We start from the raw sequence: 16071 nt of genomic DNA on the forward strand, positions 1-16071 counted from the left end.
ACGTTTACGAGGGAGCATGGTGCGTGTGAGAGAACGCAAGCCCATCGAGTCCTGGCTCACCGACATGGACGGGGTCCTCGTGCACGAGGGCGTCCCCGTGCCGGGCGCACCGGAGTTCGTCAACCGGCTGCGCTCATCGGGCAAGCCGTTCCTGATCCTGACCAACAACTCGATCTACACCGCGCGCGACCTGCAGGCCCGGTTGCGCCGGATAGGGTTCGACGTGCCGGAGTCGGCCATCTGGACCTCCGCGCTGGCCACCGCCGAGTTCCTCAACACGCAGCGGCCCGGCGGCACCGCCTACGTCATCGGCGAGGCCGGGCTGACCACGGCGATGCACGAGGTCGGGTACATCCTGACCGACACCGAACCCGACTACGTGGTGCTGGGGGAGACCCGGACGTACTCCTTCGAGGCCATCACCCAGGCGATCCGGCTGATCAACGACGGGGCCCGGTTCATCTGCACCAACCCCGACGCCACCGGACCGTCCAACGAGGGCGCGCTGCCGGCCTGTGGCGCGGTCGCGGCGCTCATCTCGAAGGCGACGGGGATCGAGCCGTACTTCATCGGCAAGCCCAACCCGATGATGATGCGCTCGGCGCTCAACAGCATCGACGCGCACTCCGAGACCACGGCGATGATAGGCGACCGCATGGACACCGACGTCCTGTGCGGTCTGGAGGCCGGGCTGGAGACGATCCTGGTGCTCAGCGGCATCAGCACGGCGGCGGACGTGGAGCGCTACCCCTACCGCCCGTCCCGCATCATCCCATCGGTAGCCCAACTGATCGACGAGGTCTGACCGCCCCCCGGATACCCCGCTGCGGTCCGGCTTTTGAGGGGGTGTGGGTGGAGCGAAGCTCCCCCACCGTTCTTCAGGACATCGAGGGGTAGGTCACAGCGCCAGTAAGACCATCCGCGACTGGCCGCTCACAGCAGCGGGGCGTTGCAGGCGGCCACGAGGGCCCGGCGGCAGGCCGTGGTCAAGGGCCGAAGTGCGGCGTCCCGCTGTTGTACCTCGTAGCCGTTGACCGCCCCGCCCGGCGCCGCGTGCTCGGCGAGGGCGAGGACCCGGTCGAGGACGCTGGCCCGCGCGTACAGGCGGCGGGCCCGGGGGTCGTAGCCGGGCGGCAGGTCGGTCGCGCCGTCGGGCTTGCGGATGGCCTCGATCGCGCCGGCCAGCTCCGGGCGCCACTGCGCGATGTCCAGCTTCGCGAGGGTCCGCGTGGCGGTGGCCAGCTCGGCCGACAGTTCCGCCTCCGCCTCGGCCGTGCTCGCCTCGTGGTTGCCGGGCCGCTCCTCCGGCAGGGTGTACACCTGCCAGCGCACCGTCTCGAACTCGTCGCCCGAACCCGACGTGTGCAGCCGCACCTCCGGCACGAAGCCCAGCCCGCCCGCGACCACGCCCTCCCCGGCCAGCAGCGCCGCGCCGGTGAACGGCCCCGGGCCCGGCAGGCCGCGGGGGTCGCCGGGGGCGGGGAGCACCAGCCGTACCTCGTCCGGGTGCAGCTTCGCCAGCTGTGCCAGGGCGTCGGCGAGCGACACGTCGGTCCAGGTGCCGGGGACGTCGGAGACCATGTGCTCCTCGTCGCCGGAGATCTCGGCGGCGGCGTCGTCGCACGGCACCAGGCCGGCGCGCCACGCCCGGACCCATGCCACGAAACGCGCCGAGCGGCGCGCCTGGAGGGTCGCCGCGCGTGCTGCGGGGGACATGGGAGCAAGGGTACGTGCTGACGTGCCGGTATGTCTCGCAGGCGAACAGGCCGTCAGCCGATACGCTTCCCGGCCATGGACGTCCTGGCGAACAACGACTGGCGGCGCCGCCGCGCGGTCCCCGTCGTCGAGGCCGAGCTCGACCTGGTCGTGGAGGACGCCGACTCGGGTTTCTGCGGAGCCGTGGTCGGTTTCGAGTTCGGCGCCGTGGTGCTGGAGGATCGGCACGGCAACAAGCGCAACTTCCCCCTCGAACCGGCCGCGTTCCTGCTGGAGGGCAAGACGGTCACGCTGGTGCGTCCGGCCCCTCAGCGGGTACAACAGCAGAAACAGCGAACCGCGAGCGGCTCCATCGCCGTGTCCGGCCACACCGCCCGGGTCGCCCGCCGCAGCCGGATCTGGGTCGAGGGCATCCACGACGCCGCCCTGGTCGAACGCATCTGGGGCGACGACCTGCGCATCGAGGGCGTGGTCGTGGAGCCGCTGGACGGCATCGACGAGCTGGCCGCCGCCATCCGCGACTTCACACCCGGCCCGGTCGCGCGCCTCGGCGTCCTGGTCGACCACCTGGTCCCGGGCTCGAAGGAGAGCCGCATCGTGGCCTCCGTGCAGTCCCCGTACGTGCTGGTCACCGGCCACCCGTACGTGGACGTCTGGCAGGCCGTGAAGCCCGCCGCCCTCGGCATCCGCGCCTGGCCCGTCGTCCCGCCCGGCCGCCCGTGGAAGGAGGGCGTGTGCGCCGCCCTGGGCGTCGCCGAACCGGCCGACATGTGGCGGCGCATCCTGGCCTCGGTCTCCAGCTTCCGCGACGTCGAGACCCCCCTGATCAACTCCATGGAACGCCTGATCGACTTCGTCACCGAACCGGACGAAGGGTAAAGTTCTCAACCATGACCCAGCCCGTGCTCGCCTACCGATGGAGTCAGAGCGAGTTTGTGCGTGCCTGGGAAGCCAAGGCGTTCGACCACCGCGTGGAACTCGTCGAGGGAGAGATCTGGCCAGTGGTCATCGGGTCTTGGCACGGCGACACGGTCGGCCAGTTGCTGGCATTGCTGCCACGGACCGGGGTGCGGGTGACGACCTCGACCCTGCCGACCGGTGGTTCGCTCCCCGACCCCGATTGCTGGGTGCGCCGGGCGGACGCGGACCCGATCGGAACGATCGGGTCGAGGCTCTCGGTGTGGAGCGCCGCCGACGTGCTGCTCGTCGTCGAGGTCGCCGATGAGACCACAATCCAAGACCTCAACGTCAAGGCCAGGCTCTACGGCCAGGCGGGCTACCCCGCCTACTGGGTGGTCACCCACGATGCGATCTACGAGCACACCGGCCCCATCGCAACCGGCTACCGCACCCGGGTCGAGTACCTGCCTGGAGAGCACATCCCGGTCCCGTACACCGATGCCCGGATCGCCGTCGACGAGCTGATCGCCGCCGACTCCTAGAGGTCGGGCCAGGGGTCGCGGGTGAGGACCGCGGTTGCGATGTTCAGGGCGACCACCTCGCCTGACGGGGAGCGGCGGACCTGCAGCAGCTCGCCGTCGTTCTCGCCCGAGCGGCCCCGCCAGCGGTCGGCGGCCGGGCCGTCCGGCTCGAAGCGCCACGGGGCGTCGCCCGTCGTCAGTGGGGTGATCACGAGGGCGTCGTCGAGCCAGCCGGCCTCGTACTCGCGGCCCATCCACCACCAGCGGCCCGTCAGCGGGGCGACGGCGGCCGGTGGGGGAGTGCCGGGGCGCCAGGGGGCCGGGCGGGCCGGTTCGCGGTCCAGGACGGTTTCCAGCAGGTCCAAACCAAATGCCGACAGGCCGCCCTGGTACTGCATGGTGTACGCGTTCGCGAAGGCCACCACGGCGGTCCGGGAGGGGCGGTGTACCGCGAGGACAGCGACGTACCCGGGCATGGAGCCGCTGTGGCCGGCGAAGACCCGGTCGCCGCGGCGCCACAGTTGCAGGCCCAGGCCCTGGCCCTCGCGCCAGCCGGCCAGGTCGGAGAGGACGACCGGGGCGCACATCTCCTCGACCGTCGCCGGAGCGAGCACGGCCGGGTCGGGGTCGGCCAGGAACGCGGCCCAGCGGGAGAGGTCCTCGACCGTCGACCAGAGCTGGCCGGCCGGGGCCATCGCGCCCGCGTCGAGGCGGGGCTCCTCGCGGAGGCGGTCGAGCCAGGGGTGCACGACGTACCCGCGGGCGAAGGGCTCCTGGGCGGCGTAGGTGGTGCGGTCCAGGCCCAGCGGGCGCAGGAGCCGCTTCTCGGCCTGCTCGCGCCAGTCCGCGCCACCGACGCGGGCCACGACGGCGCCCAGCAGGCCGTAGGCGAGGTTGGAGTAGTGGAAGCCGTGCAGCGGGGGGTACGCGACCTTGTCGGCGGTCAGGGTGGCCAGGAAGGTGTCGACGTCGGTACCGCCGTGGCGCTCCCACCAGCCGCCGTCGGGCTCGCGCTGGACGCCGCCCGCGTGGCCGAGGAGCTGGCGGAGGGTCACCGCACCCACCGGGGTCCCTGGGAGGTGCCGGTACAGCAGGTCGTCGAGGGCCAGGCGGCCTTCGTCGCGCAGGGCCAGTACAAGTGCGGCGGTCAGGGTTTTGGTGATCGAGCCGATCCGGAACTGTTCCCCGGGCCGGTAGTCCCCGGCCGCGGCCACGTGGGCCAGGGCGCCGTCCCGGACCAGGCCCGCGACCAGGGTGGGGACCCGGGCGGCGGCGTGGGCGCGGGCGAGCAGCTCGTCGAGGCGGGCGGTGGTCTCGGGCAGCAGGGGCGGCACGGTCACGACCCTCCCAACTGTCCACCGCGCGCGAGGGTGGCGGCCCAATTGCAACGTTCCCACGACGTCCGGCTACCGAGGGCGACGATACGTGCATCGGCGTGACACGATCGAGGTGTGGATGTCTGGCTGATCGTCTGGTTGATCGTCGGCGCCGCGCTCATCGCGGCGGAAATCTTCACGACCACGTTCGTGCTGCTGATGTTCGCGATCGGGGCGTTCGCCGCCGCGGGGGCCGCCGCCCTGGGCGCCAACGAGCCCGTGCAGGCCGCCGTGTTCGCCTTGGTGAGCGCGCTGTCGTTCGTGGCGGTCCGGCCGACCCTGCGCCGGTACATGCACCGCGATGAACGCGACACCCAGATGGGCGTCGAGGCCATCGAGGGCTCGATGGCGCTGGTCATGGAGCCCGTGGACAACGACAGTGGCATGATCAAGATTGACGGGGAGCTCTGGCGGGCCCGTCCATACGACGCGACCCAGACCTTCGACAAGGGCGAGCGGGTCCGGGTGATCGAGATCAAGGGTGCGACCGCAATGGTGTGGAAGGACTGAGGCCCAGTGGATCCAAGCGTTTTCCTGGCGGTGCTGGTCATCGCCGTCGCCCTCATCGTCATCACGACGATCGTCAAGTCGGTGAAGGTGGTGCCCCAGCAGGTCGAGTACGTGGTCGAGCGGCTGGGCAAGTACAGCCGGACGTTGACCCCCGGCCTGAACATTCTGGTGCCGTTCATCGACTCGGTGCGCAACAAGGTCGACAAGCGGGAGGCGGTCGTCAACTTCCCGCCGCAGCCCGTCATCACGTCCGACAACCTGGTCGTCTCGATCGACACCGTCCTGTACTTCAAGGTCGTCGACTCGGTCCGCGCGACCTACGAGATCTTCTCCTACCTGCAGGCCATCGAGCAGCTGACGGTCACCACCCTGCGCAACGTGATCGGCTCGCTCGACCTGGAGAAGGCGCTCACCAGCCGCGACGAGATCAACCGGCACCTCTCCGGCGTGCTCGACGAGACCACGGGCCGCTGGGGCATCAAGGTCACCCGCGTGGAGATCAAGGCGATCGAGCCGCCGCCGAGCATCCGCGACTCGATGGAGAAGCAGATGCGCGCCGAGCGGGACCGCCGCGCGGCCATCCTGCACGCCGAGGGCCTCAAGCAGTCCCAGATCCTCACCGCGGAAGGCGAGAAGCAGGCGGCTGTACTGCGAGCAGAAGGCGAACGGCAGTCTCGCATTCTGACCGCGGAAGGCCAGGCCAAGGCCATCCGGACGGTGGTCGACTCGATCCACCTGGCCAACCCGGACTCGAAGGTGATGGCCTACCAGTACTTGCAGTCGCTGCCGCAGATCGCCGCCGGCCAGTCCAACAAGCTGTGGATCCTCCCGGTGGAGCTGACCAAGGCCCTGGAGGGCATCGGCGGCGCCCTGGGCGGCATCAGCTCGATGTCGAACGAGGAGCGCAGCCGGCACGTCGACCAGAGCTCCCTCGAGGAGGCGGAGTCCGCGGAGGTGCTCGAGGCCCGCCGCGCCGCCGAGGAGGCCGCGGCCGCCGCCAACGCGGAGGCCGCCGCGGCCGCCGCGCAGGTCTCCGGCGACCAGGGCACCCGGCAGCTGCCCGGCGCCCCGGAGGCCCCGGCGTCAGAGCTGTTCGACCCGCAGCCCGGCCAGCACCGCGAGCAGGCCTAACGGCAGAGTTCGTAGAACGCGACGGCGGCGGCCGCGGCGACATTGAGCGAGTCGACGCCGTTGTGCATCGGGATCACCACGCGGACGTCGGCGGCCTGCATGGCCGCCGGCGTCAGCCCCGGCCCCTCCGCGCCGAGCAGCAGCGCCGAGCGGGCACGCTGATCCGGCCGCAGGTCGCGCATCGGGATCGCGTCCGGCGCCGGCGTCATCGCGAGCAGCGTGAACCCGGCCGCGCGCACCGACTGCAGCGCCGCCGGCCAGGGGTCGAGCCGCGCGTACGGCACCGCGAAGACCTCGCCCATGCTGACGCGCACGCTGCGGCGGTACAGCGGATCCGCGCACGACGGCGAGAGCAGCACGGCATCCATGCCCAGCGCCGCCGCCCCGCGGAAGATCGCGCCAACGTTGGTGTGGTTGTTGACGTCCTCCAGGATCGCCACGCGCCTGGCCGTTTCGAGCACCTCGCCGGCGCCCCGGTCCGGCTTGCGGTGGAAGCTCGCGAGCACCCCGCGGTGCACGTGGAATCCGGTCGTGCGCTCGAGGACGTCCTGGGTGGCGGCGTACAGTACCGACAAATCGGAAAATTCGGCGAGATCCTCGGCGCGCTTGGCGTCCACGAGGAACGACCGCGGCCGATAGCCGGCCTTCAGCGCCCGGCGGATGACGAGCTCGCCCTCGGCGATGAAGAGCCCGTTCGGCGGCTCGAACCGCGTGCGGAGGGCGACGTCCGTCAACGCACGGTAGTCGGCCAAGCGCTCGTCTTCGGGGTCGGTGATCGAAACGGCCACGGGCCCCATTCTGCTTGTACCATCCGCGCTGATGTTTCCGACCGTCCGCGAAGTGCTGCAGCTGGAACCGGTGCGCAACGGCGCCCCGCGCTTGGTGGCGGGCGAGCGGGGTCTGGACCAGGCCGTACGCTGGGTGCACAGCTCCGAGGTCCCCGACATCGCCACCCTGCTGCGCGGCGGCGAGCTGGTGCTGACCACGGGCATCGGGCTGCCGGCGGACGAGGCGGGGCTGCGGCGGTACATCACGGACCTGGCCGAGGTCGGCGCCTGCGGCCTGGCCGTGGAGATGGGCCGCCGCTACGCACAGCGACTGCCGACCGTCATGGTCCGCACGGCGGACAGTCTGGGCCTGCCGCTGGTCGAACTGCACCGCGGCACCCCGTTCGTCGCCATCACCGAGGCCGTCCACTCGATGATCATCGACGCGCAGCTGGCCGAGCTGCGGGCGGCCGAGGAGATCCACCAGCGCTTCACCGACCTCTCGGTGGAGGGCGCCGGCCCGGCCGAGGTCGTGGCCCAGGCGGCCTTGCTGGCCGGCGCCCCGGTGGTGCTGGAGAACCTGTCCCGCCAAGTGCTCGCCCACGACGCGGCGGGCGGGTCGGCGGAGCTGCTGCTGGCGAGCTGGGAGGCGCACTCGCGGGCGATCCGCCCTTCGGGCCGCACCGGCTACGACGCCGGCTCCGGCTGGCTGGTCACCACGGTGGGCGCCCGCGGACAGGACTGGGGACGGCTGCTCATGCGGGTGTCCTCGGCGGAGGCGCGGCATGTGATCCTCATCGAGCGGGCCGCCTCCACCCTCGCACTGGGCCGCCTGATCGACCCAGACCCGGAGGGCCCGCACCGCCTGTTGTTGCAGGCCTTGCTGAACCACTCGATGCCGGTCGAGGAGGTCATGCTGCGGTCCCGAGCCCTGGGCGTGCCGCTGGAGCGCCGAGCCTTGGTCGGCGTGGTGATCCGCCCGGCCCTGGCCACGGTCGCGGAGCGGGTCTTGTCGGAAATGTCGGTCAGGGGCCTCGTGGCGAGCCTGGACGGGCAGTCGACCGGAGTCCTGATCACCCAGGCCACGGACGAGGTGCTGCGCATCTTCGCCGAGAAGGTCCACAAATCGGACGCCACCGCCATCATCGCGGCCGGCGAGACGGTGGACTCCCCGCGCGAGGCCCGCCGCTCCCTGGTCGAGGCGGCCCAGGTGGCAGACGCGGTGCGGCACCCGGCGCCGGGCGTGGTCCGCATGACCGACGTGGGCCTGGCGGGCCTGCTGCACATGCTGCGCGACGAGCCGCGCCTGCAGACCTTTGTGGAGCGGGAACTGGGCCCTCTGCTGGCCTACGACGCGCGCAATCCGCGCGAGCAGCTCTTGGAAGTCCTGCGGGTGTACCTCGACTGCGGCCGCAACAAGTCCGCCGCCGCCGAGCACAGCCACTTGTCCCGACCGGCCTTCTACGAACGCCTGTCCCGCATCAGCAAAATCTCCGGCGCCGACCTCGACTCCGTTCAGGCCTGCCTCTCGCTGCACGTCGCCCTGCTCGCCCTGGACGCCCTGAGAAGCTGATGCCGACGCACTCTCCCCGAACCGGTGAGGCGGCCTGTGCGGCGCTGACACGCCGGTTCTTGGCACGACCGCGCCGACCCCGACCGCGTCGCCGCCAGCAACGGCCTGGTCAGCCGCTACCGACGCGCGGCCGGGCCGCCGTTCCTCGTGGCGGTCGGCGGCATCGTGACGGGCATCGCCGGGCCGCGCTTGTGTCGGCGGGCGAGTTCCGTGCCCGTGGCGTCGCCGGGCCGCGGCCACCACACGGCGGGGATATCGGCAATCCCACGCCAGTGGTACGCCGCCTTGAACGCTGATCATGAAAATCCGAGCGTGGAGACCGGACGAACTCACGAGGTTAAAGTCCGATTTCGGGCGTTTTGGTGGGCTACCTTTCTCGGCATCCGAAATCTCCGAAAGATAGGTGGCACATGATGAACAGCGGTGCACGCAAGGCGATGACGCTGGTTGGCATGGGACTTGCGGCGGGCGCCGCGGTCGGGTTGACCAGCACGGCGGCGTCCGCGTCGGTCGCACCGGGAGCGCAGGGCCAGTCGCCGGTGACCGAGCACCTGAACCCGGGACAGTCGCACGGCGACGCACACGGCCACCGCGGGGACCGGACCGACCGCCGGACGTACTCGGTCGGCTTCGTCCGGGGCCGCCAGGCGTGTGAGCGAGCCGCGACGATCGGCGAGCGCCGGGGCCTGTGGGACGAGGGCAACTGCTACCGGGTGGGCCGCGGCAACACGTACCTGCTGCGCGCCACCGACTACCAGGGCCGGCACCGGCACGGCTGAGCGCCTCACGATGGGCCGGCTTCCGATCGCCGGCTCGTTCCCATGACGTAGCGGGCTCGCTCGGGGGCTTCGACGACCTTGCCTCCGGGCGGGCCCGCTACTTGCCTGCCCGACTCCTCCGCATCGGTTTCCGCGCATCGGTTTCCGCGCATCGGTTTCCGCGCATCGGTTTCCGCGCATCGGTTTCCGCGCATCGGTTTCCGCGCATCGGTTTCCGCGCATCGGTTTCCGCGCATCGGTTTCCGCGCATCGGTTTCCGCGCATCGGTTTCCGCGCATCGGCTTCCTCGCATCGGCTTCCTCGCATCGGCTTCCTCGTATAGCGGCTTTCGCGCGACGCCTCCCGCGCGACGCCTCCCGCGCGACGCCTCCTGCACGACGCCTCCTGCTCAATGACCTCGTGCGCGGCGGCTTCGTGCACGGCGAGTTCCCGGCGCGGCGCGTTGCCGGCGGCGGTCTCCCTCGCAGCGAGTTCTGCACCGTAGTGGTTCCGGCGCGGCGAGCCCGCCCCGCGGCGAACTCCCCACGTGGTGGGTTTGGCCCGAAGCGAACTCCCTGCGCGGTGGGTTTGGCCCGAAGCGAACTCCCTGCGCGGTGGGTTTGGCCCGAAGCGGTCTTCCCGCGCGCTGGGTTGCCCGTGGCGGTCTTCCCGCGCGGCGAGTATCCCCGGCCGGTCTCCCTCCGGCACGTTCTCTTCGAGATTGAGGAACCCGTTCACCGTGATTCGCATCCCGCAGTACCTCACCCTGTCCGCCTGCACCGCCGCCGTTCTCGCCGGCGTCCTCGCCCCGGCCGTCGCGAGCGCCGAAGGGGTCGCCGGCCAGGAAGTCGCGATCCGCTTCATCGACCGTTGCGACGGCGGCACGGACGTCGAGGCACCGAACCCCTTCAGCGGCCGGAACCTGGTCTTCACCATCAACGAAGCCGTGATTGTGGTGGGCCCGGGTCAGCGGCACGTGGAGCACGTGCCCGCCCCGGCCGGCGATGGGGACCTCGTCGTCAACGTCGAGGTCCACGACCGGGACGACGCCGTGGCGAAGACCTTGCACGACTGGTCCCGGCCGAAGACCTGCGAAGCCGCCGACGACGCGGACGCCGGCCACGACGCTGCGGCGGACGCCGGCCACGACGCTGCGGCGGACGCCGGCCACGACGCTGCGGCGGACGCCGGCTATGGCGCTGCGGACGGTACGGCTGCCGCGATCACCGGCGTCGCCGGCGCCGTCGGCCCCGCCTCGGACGGTCTCGGCACCGCCATGTCCGCCGACGACGTCGCCCGGGCGGACTCGGCGGCGGCGACCGAGCCGGACTCGGCGGCGGCTGGACTGCCGGTCACTGGGGCGGACGTCATCGGCCTGGCATCCCTCGGCGTGACCCTCGTGGCCGGCGGCCTCGCGCTCGTTCTGATCCGTCGGCGGCGAATCCGGTTCGACGCCAGTTGACCTGATCCCGCGCCGATGCGGTCGGCTCGGGACCCCTCATTACCTTCGCTGCTCGCGCGGTCGGCTTCACGCCGGCCGCGCGAGTCCTTTTTCGGGCCGACCACCCGGTGGTTACGGCGCATTTGTGTTGTTCACCGGATCGGGCGCCGAAATGTGAAAGGATGGCATTGTGCCGCTCGCCGCGAATTGCGCATTACGCACGCAGCGCTGATCGATACCGGCGGCCGGCGAATCGTGGTCGTTCTGCGGATGTCCGGAAAACGCATTCGAAATCTGTACTGCCACTCGATGGGGGTACACCGGAATGACTTTCGATCTTGAATTGGAGCGCATGTAGACAGGACGAATTGACGAGCGGAATCGCCCACGATGACCGATTTGTTGCGTTAGATTTTTCGAGTCCGCAACACACATTGAGAGGACTCGAACCGAATGAACAGCAATACCCGCCGGACTATGACGCTTGTCGGTATGGGCCTGGTCGCCGGCGCGTCCCTGGGCCTCACGGCCACGGCGGCCTCGGCGAACACCACCCATGCCGACGCCACAGGCCCCACGGTCGCCAACCAGCCCGAGAACCACTTCAACAACGGCGGCGGCCGGGGCGATCACGACGGGCGCGGCAACAGCGATGGCCGGGGTGATCACGACGGGCGCGGCAACAGCGATGGCCGGGGTGATCACGACGGGCGCGGCAACAGCGATGGCCGGGGTGATCACGACGGGCGCGGCAACAGCGATGGCCGGGGTGATCACGACGGGCGCGGCAACAGCGATGGCCGGGGTGATCACGACGGGCGCGGCAACAGCGATGGCCGGGGTGATCACGACGGGCGCGGCAACAGCGATGGCCGGGGTGATCACGACGGGCGCGGTGACCGCGACGGTCGCGGTGACCGCGACGGCCGCGGCAACAGCAACGGCCGGGGCCACAACGACGGCCGCGGGCACCAGGATGCCCGGGGCCACAACAACGGCCGCGACCTGCGCGACGTCCGGTTCCGGCAGGTCGACTGGCGGGCCCGCAGCGCCGGCGCGCAGGTGCGTACGTACACGGTCGCGCTCTTCCAGGGCCGCAGCGCCTGTGAGGCGGCCGGGCACTTCGGCGAGTGGCACGGCGACTGGGACGACTCGGCCTGCCTGAAGGTCGGGAAGGGCAATATCTACGCGCTCCAGGCGGTGGACTACAGCGGCCGCCACCGCGCGCGTCCCGCGGCCCACCGTGCGAGCCACCGCAACGGCTCGTCGAACGGGCACGGTTCGTCGAACGGGCACGGTTCGTCCAACGGGCACGGCTCGTCGAACGGGCACGGCTCGTCCAACGGGCACGGCTCGTCCAACGGGCACGGCTCGTCGAACAGCCACTACGCGGCTGCCGCCGCCGGCTACTGAGCGCCGGTGCGGCCGACGGTGACCGGCTTCGTCACCGTCGGCCGCAGCGGTCCCGACAACCCGGACGAGGACATATGAACTCGGTTTATCGCCGCGCGGGATGGTGTGGCGTCGCGCTGGCTCTGGGCCTGGCGCCGATCGTCGCGTCGCTCTCGCCGGCCGCGGCCGCCCCCACCTCGGGCGGTTCCACCGTCGGCTACGACGACCGGTGCGACGGCGGCGTCGACGTGACGCTGTCCAACGAACACGACAGCGGCAATGTCGTCTACACCGTCAACGAGGACGTCGTCGTGGTCGCGCCCGGCCAGCGGTCGCAGCGCACCGTCGCGGCCGCGGCCGGCGGGAATCCCCTGGTCGTGCAGGTCGCGCTCCAGGACCGCGACGGGAAGGAGGAACGAACCGCGCACCGGTGGAAACGACCCGGCGACTGCGACGACCCCGGCGCCCGCCGGGCGATCGACCCCCACGGCCAGAGCACCAGCGGTGCCGCCGACGGTGACGGTTACGCCGCCGACGACGGTGACGGTTACGCCGCCGATGACGCCGACGGTGACGGTTATGCGGCCGACGACACCGGTACCGCCGCCGACGACGACGGTTACGGTGACGCCGCCGACGACGGTTACGGTGACGGCGGCGCCGCAGGTGACGGTTACGGCGCCGCTGCCGACGGTGACGGCTTCGACTACGGAGTCGACGCCGTAGACCAAGGCGTCACCGGCCAGGCCGCGACCGCGACCGCGCTGGATCCGAGCACCGCCCATCCGGCCGCCGCCGCGCTGGCGGTGACCGGAACCAACACCGTCCGCTTCGGTGCGGCCGGCGTCCTGCTGATCCTCTTCGGAGCGGCCCTCCTGCGGATGCGCCGCCGGCGCGTCGCGTTCGAAGCGGATTAACCCGAACGGGCGGTGTTTCGTGACCCGGCACCGCCCGTGAGGTCCGCGAGATCCCCCCTCGCGGCAAAGATTCGCCGAGCACAATGCCGGTTTCTTCGGCGAATCGACAGACCGGGCCCGTGTCGGCGGGCTCGGTCTGTCACGTTTCCCGGTCCTTACTGGCGGGCAACGACATCCGGTACGTCCGCGGCGGCTTCGGGGGCAACCGCCGAGCCGTCCGACTGGAAGAGCGGAGCAACACATATGAGGCCCCGGCCCGATCACTCTGGGAATCAGGCGGTGCTGAGCGCCGCGGAGCCAGCTGACCCCCACTTACCGCGGTCCAAGCCGAAGCCCAACCGGAGCAAGCGCACCGCCGAGCCGGTCCCGCCCGCCGAGCCTCGGCGTACGCCCTCCTCGTCCGGTCCGCGGCCCCGCCGGCGCAGCCGGATCAGCGTGCTGCTGGTCGACGATCACGATCTCATCCGCCGCGGCCTGCGGCACGCCTTCGAGCGGACCGGTCAGTTCGACGTGGTGGGCGAGGCCAGCGGCGTCGCCGACGGGATTCGCCTGGCCGTGATGCTGCGGCCGGACGTGGTGATCATGGATGTGCAGCTGTCGGACGGCTCGGGGCTGGACGCCGCCGGGGCCCTGCGCGAGGCGCTTCCCGGCATCGGGATCGTCGTGCTGAGCACGTGGGGTGACGACGACGTGCTCTTCGCCGCGATGGAGGCCGGCGCGAGCGCGTTCGTGCCGAAAGCGGCGCCGGTCGCGGAGGTCATCAACGTCGTCCGGTACGCCGCGAGTGCACCCACCAGCTTTACCGCCGCCGATCTGGCCGAGGCCATGAAGCGCCGGCTCGCGCCGAAGGGCCCGCAGCTGACGGAGCCGGAGCGGCTCGTCCTGGGGCTGCTCGCCGACGGGCTGAGCGTGGCCGGCATCGCCCGGCATCTGTACGTGTCACACTCCACCGCGAAGCAGCTCGTCGCACGGTTGGTGGAGAAGCTCGGCGCGGCCAACCGGACGCAGGCCCTCATGGTCGCGCTGCGCCTGGGCCTGCTGCAGCACGACACCCACCAGACCGGCGACCACTTCGGCTGACCCCGCCGAGCTGACCAGCGAGCACCACGACAAGCCCGACGCACGAAAAGGCCGGCGGACCGAGGTCCGCCGGCCTTCCGCGTGCCGTCAGAGCAGGACGTCGACCAGCATCAACAGCGCGGACAGCCCGAGCATGGCGGCGACCGCGTCGATGCCGATGGACCAGGGCCATCGATGCCACCCGCCGGGTTGTACGGCCGGCAGCTCCAGCGCCCGATGCCGCCCCGGCGGTCGCCAGAACACGTCGGTGAGATCCGCCTCCGGCCAGGCCATTGCACCGGGGGCCGCCCGAGGCCGCGCGATGGTCGGTCGCGCGATGGTCGGTCGCGCGATGGTCGGTCGCGGAACCAAGGGAATTGGCGCCGCGACGCTCGAAAAGACTGCCTTTTCAACATTGCGCGAGTCCGGCTGCCGCGGCCGGGGCGGTGCGAAAGCCGCGTCCTGCCGGATGGCCTTCTTGGGCTTTCGGACGAGCAGCGTAACCGGCCGGAGCGGCGCAACCGTGGTGCCACCCGGCGCGATTCCCGCGCACGCGTCATCGCCGTACATATGTTCCTCCGAGCTGAAACAGAAAGTCAGGAACGAGCGGAAAAGCGCACGCCCGAAGAATCATCGGTTCCGGATGCGGAATCCGGTCCGGAAATGCTCGGCGGAGACTTCGCCGAGGTGTGCGTCAAGAGGGCCTGAGAGCCCGCGATCTCAGTGCGCGAGCCGCCGATGCCGGCCGCGATACCCGATGGCCTCGAAATTGGACCGCGCCCGTTGTTCATGCACCGGGCGCGACTCGTCCCGGGCGGTCGCGTACGCATGCTCGCTGCGGTAATACGCGCCACCGTACGTGCGGACCCGGGTGTTGCGGCCCCAGCCGAGCTGATGCAGCACGTACGGTTCGGTGCGGGCCGATGCCCACATGCCCATGTTGCCCGCAGTGGGCCGCCGCTGCTCGACCACCGCGGAGCCGACGGCGCGACCCGGCGCCGGGGCGTCGGGAGCGTCGAAGTGCCCGTGATCGGCAGGGGATTCGGCAGGGGATTCGGCCGGGGACTCGTCGAGGAGCTCGTCGAAGAACTCGTCGTCGAACTCGTCGTCGTCGTAGCCGACCGGGAGCCGGGTGTCGGTGACCGACGGGCTGAGCCCCTGACCCCGGCCCGTCGCCTCCGGCAGGGCCATGCCCATTGCCTCCAGCAACCCGACCACTTTCACCCTCGACCCGGTCTCTGCCCGCATCTCAACTTTCCGCTCACGAAGAAGAATGCCCACCAAACCGCTATAACGGACATCCTAGGAAACGTCTGATGCTTCGACCATCGACGAACTGGTTCGCGCGCGCTCAAACTTGTCTAACCCGATCGAGGTACCGCCGAGCCCGGTAGGCGAAACCCGAGGAGTCCGGCCGTGCGACGCCGGACGCGCGCTGGAGTCGGGCGTCGTTCCTGGTCACAGCGGCCGGCCGAACTCGGTGTGGATCGGGCCCTCGCCGGACCGCGCCGCGGCCACCGCGACGCGCAGGCGCCTGGCCAGCGAGGGCTTCAGGCGGGGCTCGGCCTCGTCCAGCGGCATCGGCAGGACGGCCCGCAGCTCGGCGTCGCCCGGCCGCAGCCGGTCCAGCTCGTCGGCGGGCAGCACGCCGCCGTCGAAGATGAAGGTCAGGCCGTCACTCCAGATGCCGTGGGCCGGGGTCCAGTCGACGACGAGGAGCCGGCCGATCGGAAGATCAAGACCTAGCTCCTCTTGTACCTCACGCCGGCACGCCGCGAGCGGCGACTCGTTCTCCTCGGCGACGCCACCCGGAATCTCCAGGGTCGGCTTGTAGATCGGTTCCACGAACACCAGGCGGTCGCGGGGATCACGCAGGAGCAGGGCTCCGCCGACCGCCTTGCGGGCCATCTGCGCGGAGAAGCCGGGCGTGAACTCCCGTTCCGGCTCGCCCTCGGCGAGGAGATCCTCATCGATGGTCACTCCCGCAGGATAGGCCACGAGGACTCCTCG

18 protein-coding genes are annotated in these 16071 nt (G+C 71.1%); 11 read left to right on the forward strand and 7 right to left on the reverse strand.

The annotated features are described in order from the left end of the window. Positions 1-16 precede the first annotated feature (16 nt). Positions 17-805: an HAD-IIA family hydrolase gene (locus tag ACQP00_RS09780; protein ID WP_433217475.1), complete on the forward strand. Its 789-nt coding sequence runs from the start codon at positions 17-19 to the stop codon at positions 803-805. 128 nt (positions 806-933) lie between these two features. Here the strand turns inward: ACQP00_RS09780 and ACQP00_RS09785 are convergent, their stop codons facing one another. Continuing rightward, positions 934-1716, reverse strand: coding sequence for a hypothetical protein (locus ACQP00_RS09785; RefSeq protein ID WP_433217477.1), 783 nt, complete (start codon positions 1714-1716; stop codon positions 934-936). Between the two features lie 75 nt (positions 1717-1791). Between ACQP00_RS09785 and ACQP00_RS09790 the strand changes: the two genes are divergently transcribed. Together ACQP00_RS09790 and ACQP00_RS09795 are read left to right on the forward strand one after the other, a co-directional pair. Next, complete coding sequence (locus ACQP00_RS09790) at positions 1792-2595, forward strand: DUF3097 domain-containing protein (protein WP_433217479.1); 804 nt, start codon at positions 1792-1794, stop codon at positions 2593-2595. An 11-nt stretch (positions 2596-2606) separates the two neighbouring features. Next, complete coding sequence (locus ACQP00_RS09795) at positions 2607-3158, forward strand: Uma2 family endonuclease (RefSeq protein ID WP_433217481.1); 552 nt, start codon at positions 2607-2609, stop codon at positions 3156-3158. Here ACQP00_RS09795 and ACQP00_RS09800 read toward each other — a convergent pair. Continuing rightward, positions 3155-4477 carry a serine hydrolase domain-containing protein gene (locus ACQP00_RS09800; RefSeq protein ID WP_433217483.1) on the reverse strand — a complete coding sequence of 441 codons (1323 nt, stop codon included), beginning with the start codon at positions 4475-4477 and terminating at the stop codon, positions 3155-3157. The genes ACQP00_RS09795 and ACQP00_RS09800 overlap by 4 nt on opposite strands. Positions 4478-4588: 111 nt before the next feature. Here ACQP00_RS09800 and ACQP00_RS09805 point away from each other — a divergent pair, with 111 nt between their 5' ends. Further along, on the forward strand, positions 4589-5023 hold the full coding sequence (locus ACQP00_RS09805; protein WP_433217485.1) for an NfeD family protein: 435 nt from the start codon (positions 4589-4591) through the stop codon (positions 5021-5023). Positions 5024-5029: 6 nt separating this feature from the next. Further along, positions 5030-6154 carry an SPFH domain-containing protein gene (locus ACQP00_RS09810; protein ID WP_433217487.1) on the forward strand — a complete coding sequence of 375 codons (1125 nt, stop codon included), beginning with the start codon at positions 5030-5032 and terminating at the stop codon, positions 6152-6154. Here the strand turns inward: ACQP00_RS09810 and ACQP00_RS09815 are convergent. Then, positions 6151-6951, reverse strand: a complete 801-nt coding sequence (locus ACQP00_RS09815; RefSeq protein ID WP_433217489.1) for a TrmH family RNA methyltransferase — start codon at positions 6949-6951, stop codon at positions 6151-6153. The two genes, ACQP00_RS09810 and ACQP00_RS09815, sit on opposite strands and share 4 nt — an antisense overlap. A gap of 22 nt (positions 6952-6973) precedes the next feature. Here ACQP00_RS09815 and ACQP00_RS09820 point away from each other — a divergent pair, with 22 nt between their 5' ends. The 3 genes from ACQP00_RS09820 to ACQP00_RS09830 all read left to right on the forward strand — a co-directional run bounded on the left by ACQP00_RS09820 (position 6974) and on the right by ACQP00_RS09830 (position 10714). Continuing rightward, positions 6974-8494 (forward strand): PucR family transcriptional regulator, encoded by a 1521-nt coding sequence (locus tag ACQP00_RS09820; RefSeq protein WP_433217491.1) that lies wholly within the window; start codon positions 6974-6976, stop codon positions 8492-8494. A gap of 452 nt (positions 8495-8946) precedes the next feature. Then, entirely contained in the window at positions 8947-9273 is a 327-nt protein-coding gene (locus ACQP00_RS09825; RefSeq protein ID WP_433217493.1) for a hypothetical protein, read from the forward strand. Between the two features lie 700 nt (positions 9274-9973). Then, entirely contained in the window at positions 9974-10714 is a 741-nt protein-coding gene (locus ACQP00_RS09830) for an LPXTG cell wall anchor domain-containing protein (RefSeq protein ID WP_433217495.1), read from the forward strand. Positions 10715-10825: 111 nt separating this feature from the next. Here ACQP00_RS09830 and ACQP00_RS09835 read toward each other — a convergent pair whose 3' ends face one another. Further along, positions 10826-11665: a hypothetical protein gene (locus tag ACQP00_RS09835; RefSeq protein WP_433217497.1), complete on the reverse strand. Its 840-nt coding sequence runs from the start codon at positions 11663-11665 to the stop codon at positions 10826-10828. A 90-nt stretch (positions 11666-11755) separates the two neighbouring features. On the opposite strand from ACQP00_RS09835, the gene ACQP00_RS09840 reads away from it, so the two are divergent. From ACQP00_RS09840 to ACQP00_RS09850, 3 genes are all read left to right on the forward strand, one after another. Next, entirely contained in the window at positions 11756-12106 is a 351-nt protein-coding gene (locus tag ACQP00_RS09840; protein ID WP_433217499.1) for a hypothetical protein, read from the forward strand. A 74-nt stretch (positions 12107-12180) separates the two neighbouring features. Continuing rightward, positions 12181-13002 carry a hypothetical protein gene (locus ACQP00_RS09845; protein ID WP_433217501.1) on the forward strand — a complete coding sequence of 274 codons (822 nt, stop codon included), beginning with the start codon at positions 12181-12183 and terminating at the stop codon, positions 13000-13002. A 435-nt stretch (positions 13003-13437) separates the two neighbouring features. After that, positions 13438-14082 (forward strand): response regulator, encoded by a 645-nt coding sequence (locus tag ACQP00_RS09850; protein WP_433217503.1) that lies wholly within the window; start codon positions 13438-13440, stop codon positions 14080-14082. Positions 14083-14169: 87 nt separating this feature from the next. Here the strand turns inward: ACQP00_RS09850 and ACQP00_RS09855 are convergent, their stop codons facing one another. The 3 genes from ACQP00_RS09855 to ACQP00_RS09865 all read right to left on the reverse strand — a co-directional run bounded on the left by ACQP00_RS09855 (position 14170) and on the right by ACQP00_RS09865 (position 16041). Beyond that, on the reverse strand, positions 14170-14631 hold the full coding sequence (locus ACQP00_RS09855) for a hypothetical protein (protein ID WP_433217505.1): 462 nt from the start codon (positions 14629-14631) through the stop codon (positions 14170-14172). Positions 14632-14781: 150 nt separating this feature from the next. Beyond that, positions 14782-15270, reverse strand: a complete 489-nt coding sequence (locus tag ACQP00_RS09860; RefSeq protein ID WP_433217506.1) for a hypothetical protein — start codon at positions 15268-15270, stop codon at positions 14782-14784. Between the two features lie 249 nt (positions 15271-15519). Further along, entirely contained in the window at positions 15520-16041 is a 522-nt protein-coding gene (locus tag ACQP00_RS09865) for an NUDIX domain-containing protein (RefSeq protein WP_433217508.1), read from the reverse strand. Positions 16042-16071: the final 30 nt, after the last annotated feature.

The organism is Dactylosporangium sp. CS-047395, assembly GCF_050942185.1.
Classification (GTDB): Bacteria; Actinomycetota; Actinomycetes; order Mycobacteriales; family Micromonosporaceae; genus Dactylosporangium.